Origin of the sequence: Pollutibacter soli (assembly GCA_029269725.1) — a bacterium.
Classification (GTDB): Bacteria; Bacteroidota; Bacteroidia; order Chitinophagales; family Chitinophagaceae; genus Pollutibacter; species Pollutibacter soli.
Genome location: JARJHS010000008.1, coordinates 1 through 16,635, shown reverse-complemented (window position 1 = coordinate 16,635; position 16,635 = coordinate 1). Strand labels below are relative to the sequence as shown.

The 16,635-nt window shown below is 43.0% G+C and carries 7 protein-coding genes; 5 read left to right on the top strand and 2 right to left on the bottom strand.

What is annotated here, in order from left to right:
* The first annotated feature begins 289 nt into the window (after positions 1 to 289).
* The 4 genes from P2W82_RS18180 (at position 290) to P2W82_RS18165 (ending at position 11,960) form a co-directional block, all read left to right on the top strand.
* Positions 290 to 1,195 (top strand): ribonuclease Z, encoded by a 906-nt coding sequence (locus tag P2W82_RS18180; RefSeq protein ID WP_336517351.1) that lies wholly within the window; start codon positions 290 to 292, stop codon positions 1,193 to 1,195.
* A gap of 244 nt (positions 1,196 to 1,439) precedes the next feature.
* Positions 1,440 to 10,388 carry a PKD domain-containing protein gene (locus tag P2W82_RS18175; protein ID WP_336517350.1) on the top strand — a complete coding sequence of 2,983 codons (8,949 nt, stop codon included), beginning with the start codon at positions 1,440 to 1,442 and terminating at the stop codon, positions 10,386 to 10,388.
* A gap of 174 nt (positions 10,389 to 10,562) precedes the next feature.
* Positions 10,563 to 10,703 carry a hypothetical protein gene (locus tag P2W82_RS18170; protein ID WP_336517349.1) on the top strand — a complete coding sequence of 47 codons (141 nt, stop codon included), beginning with the start codon at positions 10,563 to 10,565 and terminating at the stop codon, positions 10,701 to 10,703.
* Between the two features lie 222 nt (positions 10,704 to 10,925).
* Complete coding sequence (locus P2W82_RS18165; protein WP_336517348.1) at positions 10,926 to 11,960, top strand: PorP/SprF family type IX secretion system membrane protein; 1,035 nt, start codon at positions 10,926 to 10,928, stop codon at positions 11,958 to 11,960.
* A 37-nt stretch (positions 11,961 to 11,997) separates the two neighbouring features.
* Here the strand turns inward: P2W82_RS18165 and P2W82_RS18160 are convergent, their stop codons facing one another.
* Positions 11,998 to 12,702: a LytR/AlgR family response regulator transcription factor gene (locus P2W82_RS18160; protein WP_336517347.1), complete on the bottom strand. Its 705-nt coding sequence runs from the start codon at positions 12,700 to 12,702 to the stop codon at positions 11,998 to 12,000.
* Positions 12,703 to 12,706: 4 nt separating this feature from the next.
* Positions 12,707 to 13,753, bottom strand: coding sequence for a sensor histidine kinase (locus P2W82_RS18155; protein WP_336517346.1), 1,047 nt, complete (start codon positions 13,751 to 13,753; stop codon positions 12,707 to 12,709).
* Between the two features lie 197 nt (positions 13,754 to 13,950).
* Here P2W82_RS18155 and P2W82_RS18150 point away from each other — a divergent pair, with 197 nt between their 5' ends.
* Positions 13,951 to 16,419: an outer membrane beta-barrel protein gene (locus P2W82_RS18150; protein ID WP_336517345.1), complete on the top strand. Its 2,469-nt coding sequence runs from the start codon at positions 13,951 to 13,953 to the stop codon at positions 16,417 to 16,419.
* Positions 16,420 to 16,635 lie beyond the last annotated feature (216 nt).

Sequence of the window (16,635 nt, the reverse complement as noted above, 5' to 3'; positions counted from 1 at the left end):
GATGTAGTTGGAAAAACAACGCCTAATGTGTCGGTGAAAAATGCCAGATTCATCTGTAATTGCAAGGGCATTAAAACGTTCACGCTCCGTGCGGCACATTATTTAAACGTAAAGGAATTATACTGCAGAAATTCAAAAAGGAATTTCGCGCAGATTGAAATAAAAGTTGAATTGAATCTGTTAAATAAAACAAAAGAGAATCAGTAAGGATTTGTAATTCCCAGGAGTTCAATTTATCCACCTGGTGCTGCCTGCAGGCAGGGTTCCGACTACTGACTCGCGACAAATTATGCTGGCTGTAACCATCCTGGGAAATAATTCTGCTCTTCCGATGCACGACAGGCATCCGACATCCCAGGTAATTACCACCGAAGATCACCTGTTCCTGGTGGATTGTGGTGAGGGCACACAGATTCAGATGAACCGGTATAAAATCCGGAGAAGTCGTATCAATCACATATTTATTTCTCATCTCCACGGAGATCATTACTTCGGATTGCCGGGACTTTTGAACAGTTTTAATTTAACGAGCAGAACAGAGCCGCTGCATATCTATGCTCCTGCTCCGTTGAAAGAGATTCTTGACCTGCAGTTTAAAGTTGGTGAGGCACATCTGTCTTACTCTTTACATTTTCATCCGCTGGGCGAACCCGGTTTGCTGGTTGATGAAAGAAAAATTACTGTTCATAGTTTCAAAGTAAGGCATCGGATTCCCTGCTGGGGATTTCTTTTCCGTGAGAAACCGAAACCAAGAAAAGTAGATCCTGATAAAGCAGTGAAAGCTGGCGTTCCTACCAGTTTTTATCCTCACCTGAAAGAAGGTGAAGATTATACCAGTTCCGAAGGGATATTGACAAAAAATGAAGAGGTGACCAAACCTTCACCACCCTCTTACTCTTACGCATACACTGCCGATACCTCTTATGATGAATCAATAGCAGAAATTGTAAAAGGTTGTGGTCTGCTTTATCACGAAGCGACGTATCTCGATGAAATGAGGGAGCGCGCACGTGAAAGATTTCATTCAACAGCAAAAGAAGCGGCCACCATTGCAAAAACTGCCGGCGTAAAAAAACTGATCCTCGGGCATTTCAGCAGCAAATATGAAGAACTGGATGCCTTCCGCCAGGAAGCTGAACTGGTATTCCCTGAAGTAGAACTCGCAAAAGAAGGCGTTACTTACGTTATACGTTGAACGTTGAACCTTAACGTTTAACATCCCGGTTTGCAAAATCGGAATCTGTCTGTTATTTTTACGAACCTTTAACATCTCCCTGTCCTCTGACTTACCTGCGGAATTTTAACCTGATTCTGTAAAGCTTATTCGCTGTCAATAACGATTTCAAGCCGCGTATCCACTCCGGGAAACACCATCTATCCATCCTCCGATGCTGACCCTGCAACAGTCTTCTGTTGCTGAAACCCGAAAGTATTAACCCATGATCCATCCCCGTCCTGCAATAACTGTTAGGAACAACCGATATGTCGATTCACGAAGCATTTATCTCCGGCTGAGGAAGGTTTTCTTTCTGCTTATAACGTTATTCTTTTGCATTGGCGCAGTTGCTCAACCAGCAAATAATGACTGCAGCAAAGCCACGGAAATCGCTTTCGGCAGTGATGGATTCGGTTTGGGGAAATTCACTTCCGCACAATCTGATCTGACTAAAGCAACAACACAGACCGGAGAATATTTTGTTCAATCATTCAGCACGGGTGGAATCAATAAAAAAACAGTTTGGTATAAATTTTCACTTCCCACAACACGGGCAGTAAGGGTAACACTCAGTCAGAACGGAAGTGCGATACAGGCAGGCAATGTGGGATTCGCTGTTTTTAAAACCAATCAATGTCTTCCCGGCAATCCCGAACTCGCCACCAAGTTTACGCCGATTGAAACTTTCGGTTGGACGCAACATCCCTGTATTGATAAAGGCGACTACCTGATTCAGGTGAGTTCAAATAACAATGCTAATGGTCCGATCTATATAACTCTCGATGTCACAGATACAACAGGAGCAGAATATGATAAGCCTAAAACGGCTATGAAATTCGGCAAGGTGTCTGCAAACAGAATGACTGTAAACACCTTTCATGTGGAGTGCCAGTCGATCGAAAATGCAGGTGAAGTGTGTCTTCCCAACGGATCCTTCAAAGACTTTACTAAAAGTACATGGCATACGTTCACCACACCTGATTATTTTGACTACTTCAGTGTCTGGCTCGGACCTTCTAACATGGTTTACAACTATCCGCGTCGCGTTGTGGGATATCGTTTGTATGAAGGTGATGTAACAGCGGCAGCAGGGACTGGCGGACTTACACAGATTGGAGGTTGTGATAGTCTTATCGGCGGTTATTATGGCTATGACAGAAAAATATACAGTTGCGGACAGTTGAAAACCAACAAGGTTTATACTGTCCAGTTACTGTTTCATAAAGATGTTATTGAAGATTACAAACTTGCATTGGTGTGGGATGGTACAGGACCAACTAAAGGTCATAACCCTGTAACGACCATGCCCGCTTCAAATAAACTGGGTGTAATCACTTCAGATAATAATGGAGTGAGTCATAATTTTTCAGATCAGCTGGCATGTAACGCCCGACACAGCGAACATAGCTGCCCGAAATCGATGCCGGAGAAAGGTGTCATTTTCAATAACACACGATATAACCTAAGTACCTTTTTCAGTTTTACACTTGCCAAAACCACGACTCTCCAGATTTACGCGACACAGTCATGCAGCCCTTATATTTTATTACGTGTTTACAAACAAAGCCTGACTACAGATTGTACTGATCTTGATCCGGCAAATCTGATTGCAACGTATCAGTACAACAATACGCTACCTTGTCTTGATCCGGGGAACTATGTATTACAGGTGATGGGATCCGATAGCGCCGTTCCTGCAACTAATTTTTATACAAGTAATTTTTATACCGGGAATTATACCCAGTGCCTGATGAGCAGCCTTGGGCAGACCGTCAATGTTTATATGGTAGCAAAAACGGTTAATCCATCAAATAAGTTCTCTCTTGCTGCGGAAGATAAAGTTGACTTTATCAATGTCTCCGGAGGAGAAATGCAACCCTTGAAAAACAATACTTCATATACAGCCAAGCCCGACACTTTTGGTTGCGCTAATACCGTGCTTCCTGCAGGAATTGTCTGTAATTACAATAACGATACTACCAAAGTTATCTATCGTGAGTTCTCTGTGAAAGATAGTATGAGCATCATCTTTTCAGAGGCCACCATTCCCTATTCCATTTTATACCAGGGCGATGCCAATGCGCTTGCTACTGCACAGAATAAATTCAGTTTCCCGCAGCGAATTACCGGGCTTAAACAATGGACGAATTGTATGTGGTATTCCAACTCCGGAACTTCGGCATGTGTCACTCCCGGAACTTACACCCATGCGACATTCGGAGGGCCTGGTTTTATCGGTACTGCATCGAATATAAAATATACAACCGCAACTTATACCACTGAGCACTTTACACCAGCTACAGCGCAGAACATGGGCAGTATCTGGGATACTGCAATGAAGAAAGGCTCAATGACTCTTTACAGCGACATCGACACATTCAGCTGTAAAGACAATGGCGACATGATCAAAAACCTTACTACCTGTAACGGTTATACGAAACATATTTTCCGCCAGTTCTATCTCAGCAAACCGTCGCTGATCAATATCAGTGCAGGAATCGGATACTACTATAATTATGCCGGTTATCTTACATTACTGAATGGCAAAATCACCGATGGAGTTGATAAGCTTTCTCCCGTTGCCGGCTGGAGCAGTTGCTTCAAAAATGGTGGGGTTACCGACCAGTGTAATCCACTTCCTGCCGGCTGGTACACCATCATTGCATCAACCTATGGACCTTCTTATTCTGATCCATTGGGCAAATTCAATACGCAGGTTTCAGAAGTAGGATTTTCAAATCAGATTACCATCACGCTTGCAGAAGCCTGTCCACAACCGCAGTTCAACCGACCTTATAAAGCATCCATCGACACCAATACAAAAAAACCCTACCTGATTGAATGGGGTGCACAATCAAATTCTACTGCTGCCTATCCGGTAACTTATCAGACTTATAATCTTCGTACCGAAAACTTCAATTGTACTCCTGATACGCCATTTTCAAAGCATCCGATTAAAGCATGTTCTCCGGATATGAAACATGTAGCTTATTATGTGTTTACCACAACACAGGAAAGCTATCTGCAGATTGATACCAAAGGGTATTGGGGTACTGTATTTCCATTTGACGTCAGAAAAGACAGCACGAAAATGACGTCAGAAGGGCTGCTGCAGGAATGTCTGAATAAACAAGGACAGATCCAGATATGCCGGTTGCTGCCGGGCACGTACACGCTTGCCATTTTTTCTGAGTCCAGAACGTACTGTCACAATGTAACGCCATCGATATACATTGATAAGGTGGGTTACTCCCGTTTTGATCATGCCAAAAATGCATATGATTTTGGAGTTGTAAAAGCGGACAGCACCTGGTATAACGGCAAAAAGGGTGAAGTAAACCCGTTGAATAAAGATCGCGCCCCCAGCAATGATTTCTTTTATTGCACAACAGGTGCACGCGAAAAAGATCCTAATACATCTGCCTGCGGATCAGCCGTAAATGACAATATTTACCTCGACAAAACAAACAACGTCTTACATCCCGATAATGCAACATCTCCCGACTGGTATACCATAGACAGACGAAATCTATGGTATTCCTTTCAGATAGATAAACCGGGAACGGTAAAAGTCAAGGTTGAAAATAAAACACCTGGCAAGACTTACCAGTATCCGTTTTCGATTTATAAAACAGACGCTGACGGAAAACTTTCTTTTGTCGAGCTTGTCAGTGGCGGAGGCGTTGATTCGACACTTACGCAAGGCCTCAGCTTTGTAAAAAACAACAACTACTATTATTACTGTACGGGTTACAACGAGGTGGACTTCTTTGTAGAACCCTGTTCGTTTGTTCCTACCCGCTATTATATCATCGTAGAAAACAATAATCCATATCCTTACGCGAACTCATACTATATGCAGCCTAATCACCAGGTGGAAGTATCAGTGCTGGTGGATTCTGCGAGCGTACCCAGAACAAAATTCGATCATTATTATCAAACCAGTGATATGGGAACAATATCACCGGGTACAACGAAAAAAGGAGAAACCGATAACCTGACCTGTGCAACCGGCGATCTCACTGACCCGCAATATGCATACAACTGTCAGAAAACATTATGGTACAAATTCAAAACCAGTGTAACCGGCGTTCTCAATTACAGAGCAGTTCTTAACAATACGCTTAAATATTCCGGAGATTATTACATCCAGCTTTTTAAAGAAGTAATTCCGGGTGATTCCACAAACAAAGGTTTAAAGCACCGACCCAGTACCAGCACAAACGCGGATAATTTCGGAACACAATGCATCGAGCCAGGTACGTATTATATCATGATTACAGGATGTGGTGCAACGACTGAAGATGTGTATCCGGAAATTAGGATGGAGGAACAAGCAGGTGACTTCTGTAGCCGGCCGGTGGTAACTACACTCACAAGTATTTCAACAAAGATCGTTGAGCTTTCAGTTGACTGCCACACAATAGGTACCGACTATGGCGAATTCAATCCTACGCTTTCCTGTCCACCCGGAGCAAGCACTGCGAAATACAAGTCCAGCTGGTACAGGATCGATGTTGAAGGAAAGGATACGCTGGATGTTACTGTTTTCATCAATGAAACTACAAATGCAGGATCATCAGAAATAAAATACCGCATGATGACAGGCAACTGCGGAGCTATGCAGGAGCAGAGTTGCGTACAGGATGCATTAACGAAAAACACTTATAAATGTCTGGCTCCGAAAACGAGCTACTATATCCAGGTGTTTACTCCGGAGGTGAATATGTACAATCAATATGTAACCGGGAAAATCGAATTGAATATCTCTTCAGTAAAACATGTGGACACCTGTTTACCCGGTAATGTATGTATTGCCGTCGCCAATTTTGATACGCAGTTTGATTGTACAAAGGACAAAGGAGTACAATTTTTAAACAATTCCACCTACGGGTCATCGATCGCTTATGAGTGGGATTTTGGTTATAATAACCAGAAATCAAATGCAGTTTCTCCGGTTTTCGCGTACCCTGCACTCACGGTCAACAAAACATACAATGCAAGGCTCGTAGTTAAAAATACAGTTTGCGGAAAGACAGACACCGCCTGGCAAACGATTACAGTTCCTGCACGGCCTTCTGTTGAATTGGGTGAAGACACCAGTATTTGCACTTACGGGGCAAGTATACAGTTGAATGCAACTTCGCATGACGGAGCAACTTACTACTGGAGTAACGGTTCCGCAACACCGAAAGCAACATTCAGTTATTCTGGCAAACATTGGGTGGAAGTAAAATACAAGAATTGTATTGCACGGGATACCCTCGATCTTTTCATTACACCGATAGAAAAGAAATCATTACAAACACAGGCTTTATGTAATGTTGATAAAGTCACGTTGAGTGCATATCGTGGCCGCGGTGAAAAATACAAATGGAATACAGGCGCTACCGATTATTACATCTATACGTCAACACCTGGCTATTACTGGGTGGATATTCTTCTTGATCAATGTATGATCAGGGATTCATTCCTTGTGGTCAGCACAGATCTGCATCCGCTGGGCAATGACACCACGATATGTCAATCAAATCTGCCATGGACAATTGATGCCACTGTTAGCGGTGCCACATCTTACAAATGGCAAGACAATTCAATCAATCCAACATTCAAAGTCACGAAACCGGGAATCTACTGGCTGGAGATCCAGTTGGGAGGGTGCACATTTACCGATACAATAAAAGTTGCGGTCGACTCATTCAAGACTGCGACAGTTAAAGCAAATATCTGCGCAGGTCAGCAGTACACGCTTCCTTCAGGTAAAAAATGGGGAACAACAGGAACTATAAAAGATACGCTGTATAACGCAAACGGCTGCGCCAGCCTGATCACTACATTAAATCTTACCGTACAGGAAAAGAATGAGGTCACATTAAAAGTGGCATTGTGTGCCGGAGATAAAGTCACGCTACCCAGCGGACTTGTCGTAAATACCGCGAGACAGGTGAGCGACACCGTGAGATATGTTTCAGGATGCGATAGTGTAATAACACACCTTACTACAACATTAGCTGACCTGAAACGGGACAGCATTGTTGCCCTCATCTGTTCCGGTGGAAGCTATACGCTGCTTTCAGGAAAAAAAGTTTCAAATGCAGGAATATATTCCGATACATTAAAATACGCCGGTGGTTGCGACAGTCTTATTCAAACCGTCAGTCTCAATGTATATCTCGCAGGAAAAACGACCGTAAACGCAAGTTTCTGTTCTGGAAAATCATATACGCTTCCTTCCGGCAAACCTGTTACAACTGCAGGCAAATATGTTGATACGCTCAGAAGTATTCTTAATGGATGTGATAGTGCGATTATCACCACCAATCTGATCCTGATACCTGCAATAAAAAAATCAATCAATGCCAGTATTTGTGCAGGTGGAACTTATATACTTCCCGCCGGCAGACCAGTAAAAGCAGCTGGGGTATACATTGACACTATCAGAACAGATCTTGGTTGCGACAGTATTATTAACACAGTGACATTAAGCATTGACGATGTCACGAGAAAATCAAACACACAAAGTATCTGTGCGGGAACAAAAGTCACCGCTCCCTCCGGTGCACTTTTTGATAAAGCCGGAACATACATTGATACTGTAAGAAATATCCGCGGATGCGACAGTTTGATCTCAACAATCACCGTTACTGTTGTTGATGTGGTACGGAAAAACATCAGCACAACTATTTGCGCTGGTAACTTATATATTCTTCCATCCGGAAAATCTGTATCAAAACAAAATCAGTACCTGGATACATTGAAATATATCGCCGGTTGCGACAGTGTTATTTATACGGTGGAGCTGAAGGTGTTTGATCCGGTAAAAGAAAACCTGCAGATAGCTATCTGTACCGGTAACAGTTACCTGTTGCCATCTGGTAAAACAGTGAATACTGCGGGCCGACACCTGGATACATTGAGAAATAATCTGGGTTGTGATAGTATTCTCTACACCATACAATTGAGATTAATCCCCGTGACCAGGAAAGACATCAATGCCTCGATATGCTTTGGCGACACCTATACATTCCCTTCGGGCAGGAAAACAAATCTGGCAGGTAACTATTCGGATACCATCCGTGGTGCCGGAGGTTGCGACAGTATCATCACGACAATCAAATTGCTGGTGGAAACTGCGGAAAGAAAATCAGTGACAGCTTCAGTTTGTATGGGTACTTTATACAAGCTGCCATCGGGATTCACTATTACATTACCGGGAACATATCTGGATACAGTGAAGAATACCAGGGGATGTGATAGTCTTATCACAACACTGGTGCTGTCAAATAAAATCGCGACAGCATCGTCGATACAGGTTACACAATGCACCGGTGAAATTTATACGCTTCCCTGGGGAGATACAACTACCCGAAGCGGGGTTTTCCGCAAGACATTTGTGAATGCTGCAGGATGTGATAGTACGGTAACAGTTACCATCACCCGACGAGCACCGTTGACCGTGAAAATATCAGGTACTCCGATCGTTTGCGAGGGCGGTACAATTTCGCTGATTGCAACAGCGAACGGAGGAATGGGCGCAGGCTATCAGTACGCCTGGTCCGTACCTGGTTCGGACAATAACCAGGTCAGCTTTATTCCTGTCGCGGGTAAGCAACAGGTGATGGTAAGTGTAAGTGACGGATGTACTGTTGTCAGTGCAAAAGATACCATTGAAATAGAATCGGTTAAAAATCCGGTCGCTGGGTTTACATTGAACGCGAAATCCGGATGCGCGCCATTCACGGCACATTTCACAAACACCTCCACAGCAACAGCCAATAGCTTCAACTGGAATTTTGGGAATGCGTTACCACAAAGCGCTGACCGTAACCCGACTGTAACATTTAACCAGCCGGGACAATATCCTGTCAGATTAACGGTGAAAACTGCTTCCGGATGCACATCTGTTTTTGATGACACCATCAAGGTTGTCGCCAAACCTGTCATTAGAATTTCAGGACCAGCGTCGATTTGTATTGGTAGCAGCGTTAACTTCCGCGCTACTGCGACCGGGAATGTTGAACAATGGTCATGGGATTTTGCGAATGGAAATCACTCTGATCAGCAACTACCTCCAACCCAACAATTCAATACTGCGGGAACCTATCATATTATACTGACAGGAACAGCTGTCGGTTCGTGCCCGGATACAGCCATATTTACACTCGTTGTGAATCCAAAACCTACGGTCACTTTAAATACGCGGGATATTAAAATATGCCGTGGTCAATCAACACAATTGATTGCAGGTGGCGGTGTGAAATACAGCTGGACTCCGGTCCGTGGTTTGTCAGATCCTTCAATCGCAAATCCTGTGGCAACTCCCCTCACTGATGTTGTATACACCGTTACTGTAACATCTGAAGAAGGGTGTACCGACACCGATACAGTGAGAGTAAGAGTAACACAACCATTCACCATCCGTGCAACGGAAAATAAAACGATTTGTATTGGCGAACAGGTAACACTCAGGGCAACCGGCGCGGTTAGTTATACATGGACGCCTGCAACCGGGTTAAGCAGCATCAATACTGCAGAAACGATTGCCAAACCGGAAGTAACAACAACCTATACAGTAACAGGATATGGAACCGACCAGTGCTTCACCAGCGAACAACAGGTAACCATAACAGTAATCCCACTACCGGAAGTTGAACTGGGTCGTGATACTTCAGTATACAGTGGCGACTCTTTTATTATCAACAGCAAAGTGAGCAATGATGTGGTCAGCTATACCTGGGCGCCATCGAATACATTGAGCTGTACCAATTGCCCGGCGCCGGTGGCGAGCCCGATCTCGGCAATTACTTACAAGCTCACAGTTGCAAATGCACAGGGATGTAAAGCCAGCGACGACCTGCGTGTATCACTTGCCTGTTCAGATAAAGATGTATTCATACCGAACACCTTTACGCCGAATGGAGATGGAGCCAATGATATCTTCTATCCACGTGGTAAAGGAATAAGAAGCGTGAAGTATCTCCGCATATTCAATCGGTGGGGAGAACTGGTTTTTGAAAATAAAGATTTCAATATCGATGATAAAAAAGCAGGATGGGATGGTGTGTATAAAGGTCAGAAACTTCCATCCGGAGTATTCGTGTACTCGATACAGATGGTTTGTGATAATGGACAGAGGATTGATAAGAGTGGAAGCATTATGATAGTACGTTAAACGTGAAACGTAAAACGTGGAACGTGAAACGTGGAACGTGAAACGTGAAACGTTAGCCTAAGCGGACACAGTCTGGTCTATGAAATTCAGAAAACACTATGAAATAGAAAAGATAACGTTTAACGTACAACGTTTAACGTACAACGCAATTGGTAGCACTTATAAATAAAACAAATGAACAAAACTCGTAACAGGCTCAGATCAACATCCATTTCAGTTGTTGGATTCAACAGAGCAAACAAATCATTATCAATCATATCCGCTGCGAAAATGATTGCACAGAAACCGAATCCGGAAAAATGGCGAAAGAAATAGTTTAACGGTAAACGTAGAACGTAAGCCTAAGCGGCTAAAATGAAGTTTATGAACTTCAATCTGTCCGGCTCTAACGATGAACATTAAACGATGAACGAATAACAAAGAACGAACAATGATCATCGAACAACGCAATATCAATCCCAATGAAATTCCCTATGTAACCATGAATGTCAACAGATAACGTTCAACATTGAACGTTTCACGTTTAACTCAATAGAGATGAAAAAATATCTACTCTTACTGATGTCGGCAGCGATGTTTCAATTGCAGCCTGTAAAGGCGCAGGATGTACACTTATCGCAGTTTTATGAAACTCCGCTGATGCGGAACCCTGCGCTGGCGGGGATTTTCACGGGTGATGTTCGTGTGCAGATTGCGTACAGGAACCAGTGGCAATCATTAGGAGTGCCTTTTCAGACTTCGATCGTCAGTGGCGAGTACAAAATGCCTGTCGGCAGAGCGGATGATTTTCTCACTCTGGGAATTAATTCATTTTATGATGTTGCGGGAAGCAGTCGTTTGAAAACTTTTCAATTGATGCCGGCTGTTAATTTTCACAAGTCGTTAGATGCTGAAAGAAACAGATACCTGTCGCTCGGATTTATGGGTGGGGTTGTTCAGCGGAGTTTTAATGCAAAAGACCTGACGTTCGATAATCAGTATTCATCATCCCGCGGATATGATCCTTCGGCTCCGACCGGGGAAATATTCTCGGGAATGAAAAGAACCTTCGCCGATATGGCGGTAGGCATGAGTTTCAACAGCAATATTGGTGAGATTGGAAATTTTTATGTGGGCGCCTCATTATGGCATTTCAACAAACCAACGGAAAGATTTATCAATGAAGAAATTCAACTTAGTCCGAAATGGCAGGGGAATGCAGGTATAAGGGTTATGATTTCAGATGTCGTCCGGCTCAGTTCTGAATTCAATTATGTAAAGCAAGGCGCATACACCGAAATTATTGGTGGCGGAATTGTCTCTTACATTTTCAATGACATGACCGATGCACCCGAAGGATTGAACCATATCGCTGTCGGGTTGGGAGCCATGCTTCGCGTGGGTGATGCATTGGTTCCTGTTGTACAACTGGAATACAACAGTTTTAATGTGGGCTTCAGCTATGATCTCAATTACTCAAAACTAATGACAGCCAGCCAGGGCCGCGGCGGATTTGAACTGACTATGTCGTGGAAGGCTTTTGTGAATAGCGAAAGGTCGTCGCTGGACGCGGCAAGATGCCCCCGGTTTTAACAATGCATGAATACCCGCGGACAAAGACTGCTCACCATTACAGCTTAAGTTCCCGCATAAAGGTTTCTTTATAATTACTTCCTATCGGAATTTCTAAACCGTTGACAAAAACCCGGTTCCCTTCTATCAGAGTGATTAAGTTTTTATTTATGATGAATGACCGGTGTATTCTTATAAAAAGTGACTTCGGCAACTGTTCTTCAAAGCTGCTGAAGCTCGTCATTGGCATTACTGTTTGATTTTTACAAACGATTTTGGTGTAATTGCCATTGGCTTCTGCATAAACCATATCACGAAACTGAATCCTGAATATTTTCCCATCTGCCTTCACAAATAACGCGTCTTCCACTGCGCCTACAGTCGGCTCTTCGGCCTTGCCTCTGGTGCCTGAAATCTTATCCAACGCCTTATCGACAGCAACCATGAACCTCTCCAGAGAAAAAGGTTTCAGCAGATAGTCCACCGCAGAAAGATCAAAAGCATTCAACGCATATTCCTTATAAGCTGTTGTAAAAATAACCTGGGGTGGGTTGCGAAGGGTTTTTAAAAAAGAAATTCCATCCAGCACCGGCATATTGATATCCAGAAATAACAGATCGACTTCTTCCTGATGTAAAACCTTTTTTGCTTCAAGTGCATTGGCGCAGATGGCCAGAATATGCAGCTCAGGAAAATGACCGCAGAATTTTACTATTATATCCCTCGCGATCGGTTCATCATCAGTTATTACACAACGCACCATCAGTTTATTTGATTTTCAGTTTCATATTGACCTGGTAATATTTTTCTCCCTGCTGAATATCAAGTTCATGCTCATTCGGGTATTGCAGTTTGAGCCTTTTCCGCACATTTTCCAGCCCGATTCCAGACTCTCTTCGCAGAACCTCACCCTCTTTAATTGTACGATCTACAGAATTCCTTATCGAAAACAACACCCAACCATTCCAGGTTTTAAGTGTAATATCAATATAAATTTCACTATCGGTAGTATTTTTTGAATGTTTGAACGCATTTTCCACAAATACAATCAGCACCAGCGGAGCAATCTGGATACTGCTATCCGATAATTCCTCCAGATAGATATGACCTTTCAATTTTTCGCCAATGCGAATGATTTCAAAATCGATATAATCTTTCAGATAATCCACTTCGCTCTTCAACGGTACCAGTTCCTGTTTGCCTTCATATACAGAATACCTCAAAAGGTCGGATAATTTCAAAATCATTCCCGGAACCTTATCCTGTTGCGTGAGCGACATCCCATAGAGGTTATTCAAAGTGTTGAATAAAAAATGCGGGCTTAACTGATTCTGCAACATCCTCAACTCAGTATTGGACTTCTCTGCACGCGTCTCTGCAATATTCACACGGCTTCGGATACCCGCACGAATAGTTCTCAGGAGCATGCCCGTCATCAGAGCAACTATCGTAAAAGGAATTCCCGCAAACATTACACTGGTGAAGACATCCGAATGTGATGTAATACCCGCAACAAAAAAAGTGGCAATGATGGCGATCACCAAAAAGCCCGAAATCATCGCCACTGCCCTTCCGGAAAATTTCTCATTCCTGCTTGTCCACCATAAAGCGATAAATCGACCCGCAACCATTAATACAACAAAATAGATAACTGCACCGAACGAAATTTTTTCCTGAGGCACATTTTTAACTACTCCAAAATAGAAATGCGCAAAGAATAAAATCAATCCGCTGATAAACAACGTTAATGCTATCCTACTAAACCATCGAATCGGGAATTCTCTGCCAGTCTGTTCTGTCGAATTACTTTTCATTATACAAATCTTATTACAAACTTAACTACCCCTCATCGGTATCAAAACATTAAGGTCGAACACAGCCTTATTCCTGTCGGAAACAGGCTAATCAATGACCAAATCCTTCGTCATGCCTAACACCGGTTCTGACAAGGTAAAGCATATGTACATCAATATAATTTTCAAGGCACTCTGAAGCGCTGAATATTTGTTGCATGACCAAAAATACTTCAGCCATGACCAGGATCTTTTTAGTAACGGCTTTGCTTTTCACACTGACTGCTTTTACGACCGACGCACAGACAGGCACGGGAGAAATCATCGGACTTATAAAAGATATTCAGCAGGAGGCGGTTTCCGGTGCAGAAATCAAACTGATCCGGATTTCGGATTCAACCATTGTACAAAGAAAAATTTCCCGTGATAATGGCCGTTTTGTTTTTAATGGACTTTCTGCCGATCGATACTGCATTGAGATTAATGCGAAGGGCCACTTACGTTATAGCGGCACAACAGTTGATCTGAGTACGGGGCAGATGAACTATAAAATTCCGGTAATTATTCTGACACCAGACAGCGAAAAAAATCTGAAGGAAGTTATTGTCAATGCGAAAAAACCTTTGCTGGAAAGAGAAATCGACAAGACCGTGGTAAACGTTGACGCTATGATCACTGCGGCCACCAGCAATGTACTGGAGCTGCTTGAAAAAACGCCTGGTGTTGCGATAACTGCAGATGGTGAAATATCGCTAAATAATAAAGCAGGCGTTCTGGTATTGATCGAAGGAAGGCAAACCTATATGTCAACAGCTGATCTTGCTGCATACCTGCGATCAATTCCCGGCGCAACCATCGATAAGATCGAACTCATCACCAATCCGCCTGCACGCTATGATGCAGCCGGTGGCGCAGTAATCAATATCCGGTTCAAAAAAAATAAACAGGCGGGTTTTACAGGCAACCTTTCCTCCAGCTTTTCACAGGGTATAAGCAACCGTTGGTACAATTCATTAAACCTGAATTACAACACAAAAAAATTCGCGCTGTTTGGCAATTTCAGTTTCAATGATGAAAAAGGTTTCACCGATGAAAGAAATTACCGCACGTATTACGACTCTGCGCACGCCATCACTTCCAAAGCGACGTTCCTGAATTACAGAACCGATTGGGGAAATGATGGAAATGCGCGGATAGGTTTTGACTATAACCTGACGCAAAAAACTTCATTTGGAATGCAGTTCCTGGGTTATTTCAGAACCCGCAAAGAAGAGATGGTGTACGATAATTATTTTGGTGAGTCTGGATTGAATCCCGAAGCCGATGCTTATGGTACTATGAATGGCAGATACAAATGGGGTCAGTATAACATCAATGCCAACGGGCTGCATAAGTTCAATAATACCGGGCATGAAATTTCTGCGGAAGCCAACTATATCCGGTACAATAACGACGCCGACCAGGTATTCAACAATTATGTGAACTCTTTTTCTCCTGCCGGCGACAGTAGCTATACGTTCAGGTATGCACTGCCTTCAACGCTGGACATCTATGTGCTGAAAGCCGATTACAGTTACCCGATGAAAAACAGGTTTAGCTTTTCTGCAGGTTATAAATCCAGCTGGGTAAAAAATGACAACAACTCCGAATACTATGATATGATCAACGGTGGAAGCAGTTTTGATCCATCCAAATCGAATCACTTTGTGTATAAAGAGAATATCAATGCGCTCTATGTCAACGGCAAAAAAGATTGGAAAAAATGGAGTTCACAAATTGGATTGAGAATAGAGAATACCAACACTGAAGGTCACCTGCTGGCGAATTCACGTGTCCAGGAAAGTATTGTCAAAAGAAACTACTCCGGGTTATTCCCGAGTGTTTATGTGAGTTATTTACTCGATAGTGCAACCAGGCAAAAAATTTCGGTGAATGTAGCACGAAGGATCAGCCGACCTTATTATCAGCAACTCAATCCGTTTTTGGTATTTATCGATCAGTACAATTTCCGCACAGGAAATCCATACCTCATGCCGGCGTATAATTTCCAGGCGGAAATGAACTATAACTATAAACAATGGTTTATGTTCTCGCTGGGATATGAACGCTATGATGATGCCATTTTCTCTGCTACAGGAGTGGTAGACAGCTTCTACATCACGCGGCCTGAAAATGCGGCGATGCGTCGGATGCTGGTAACGACAATGAACTTCCAGATCCCGATAGTAAAATGGTGGCGCATGAATTTTATGCTTGCGGTCGCGAATTTCAAAACACAGGGTGAGATCTATGGCCAGGATCTCGCGCAAAACATCAATGCGTTCCGGGTACAGGCGATCAATATGTTCACCTTTAAAAAAGACTGGAGTGCGGAATTGTCCGGAAGATATACGCATCGGGTGATCAACATTCAACGCATCATGGAACCCCGTTGGTATGTGAATTTCGCGCTGCAGAAAAAAGTACTCAAGGGCAAGGGCAATGTCAAACTCACCGTCGATGATATTTTCTGGAGTCTGAAATTCAAAGATATTATTATCGCAGAAGGCAGTGAAGCTGCCAATTACCAGGTACGCGATACACGTCGTGTTGGATTGGCATTCAATTTCAATTTTGGAAAAGATACATTTAATAAGAGAAGAAGGAATGTGGAAGGTGGAGATGATTTAAAGGGAAGGACGGAGTAGTTGTTAGTTGTTCGTTGTCACTAGCGTTGCGTCTTTAGTCAAAGATTTTCAATTGGTTATCATTACTGTTTTTAAAATTTTGTTGCTGAGTTGGATTGGAGAACAGAGAATGTATTGGTGTTTTATCAAAAATTGATATACTGAACACTTGAAGTATTTCATATATCGATTGCTTTAATTGGAAGTTCTTCTTGGCGATTATTACCAGTACATAGA

Bases quoted from the DNA above. Each gene is read 5' to 3' on its own strand.
- P2W82_RS18165 (WP_336517348.1), top strand. From the start codon at position 10,926: ATGAAAAAATATCTACTCTTACTGATGTCGGCAGCGATGTTTCAATTG.
- P2W82_RS18180 (WP_336517351.1), top strand. From the start codon at position 290: ATGCTGGCTGTAACCATCCTGGGAAATAATTCTGCTCTTCCGATGCAC.
- P2W82_RS18160 (WP_336517347.1), bottom strand. From the start codon at position 12,702: ATGGTGCGTTGTGTAATAACTGATGATGAACCGATCGCGAGGGATATA.
- P2W82_RS18155 (WP_336517346.1), bottom strand. From the start codon at position 13,753: ATGAAAAGTAATTCGACAGAACAGACTGGCAGAGAATTCCCGATTCGA.
- P2W82_RS18170 (WP_336517349.1), top strand. From the start codon at position 10,563: ATGAACAAAACTCGTAACAGGCTCAGATCAACATCCATTTCAGTTGTT.
- P2W82_RS18150 (WP_336517345.1), top strand. From the start codon at position 13,951: ATGACCAAAAATACTTCAGCCATGACCAGGATCTTTTTAGTAACGGCT.
- P2W82_RS18175 (WP_336517350.1), top strand. From the start codon at position 1,440: ATGATCCATCCCCGTCCTGCAATAACTGTTAGGAACAACCGATATGTC.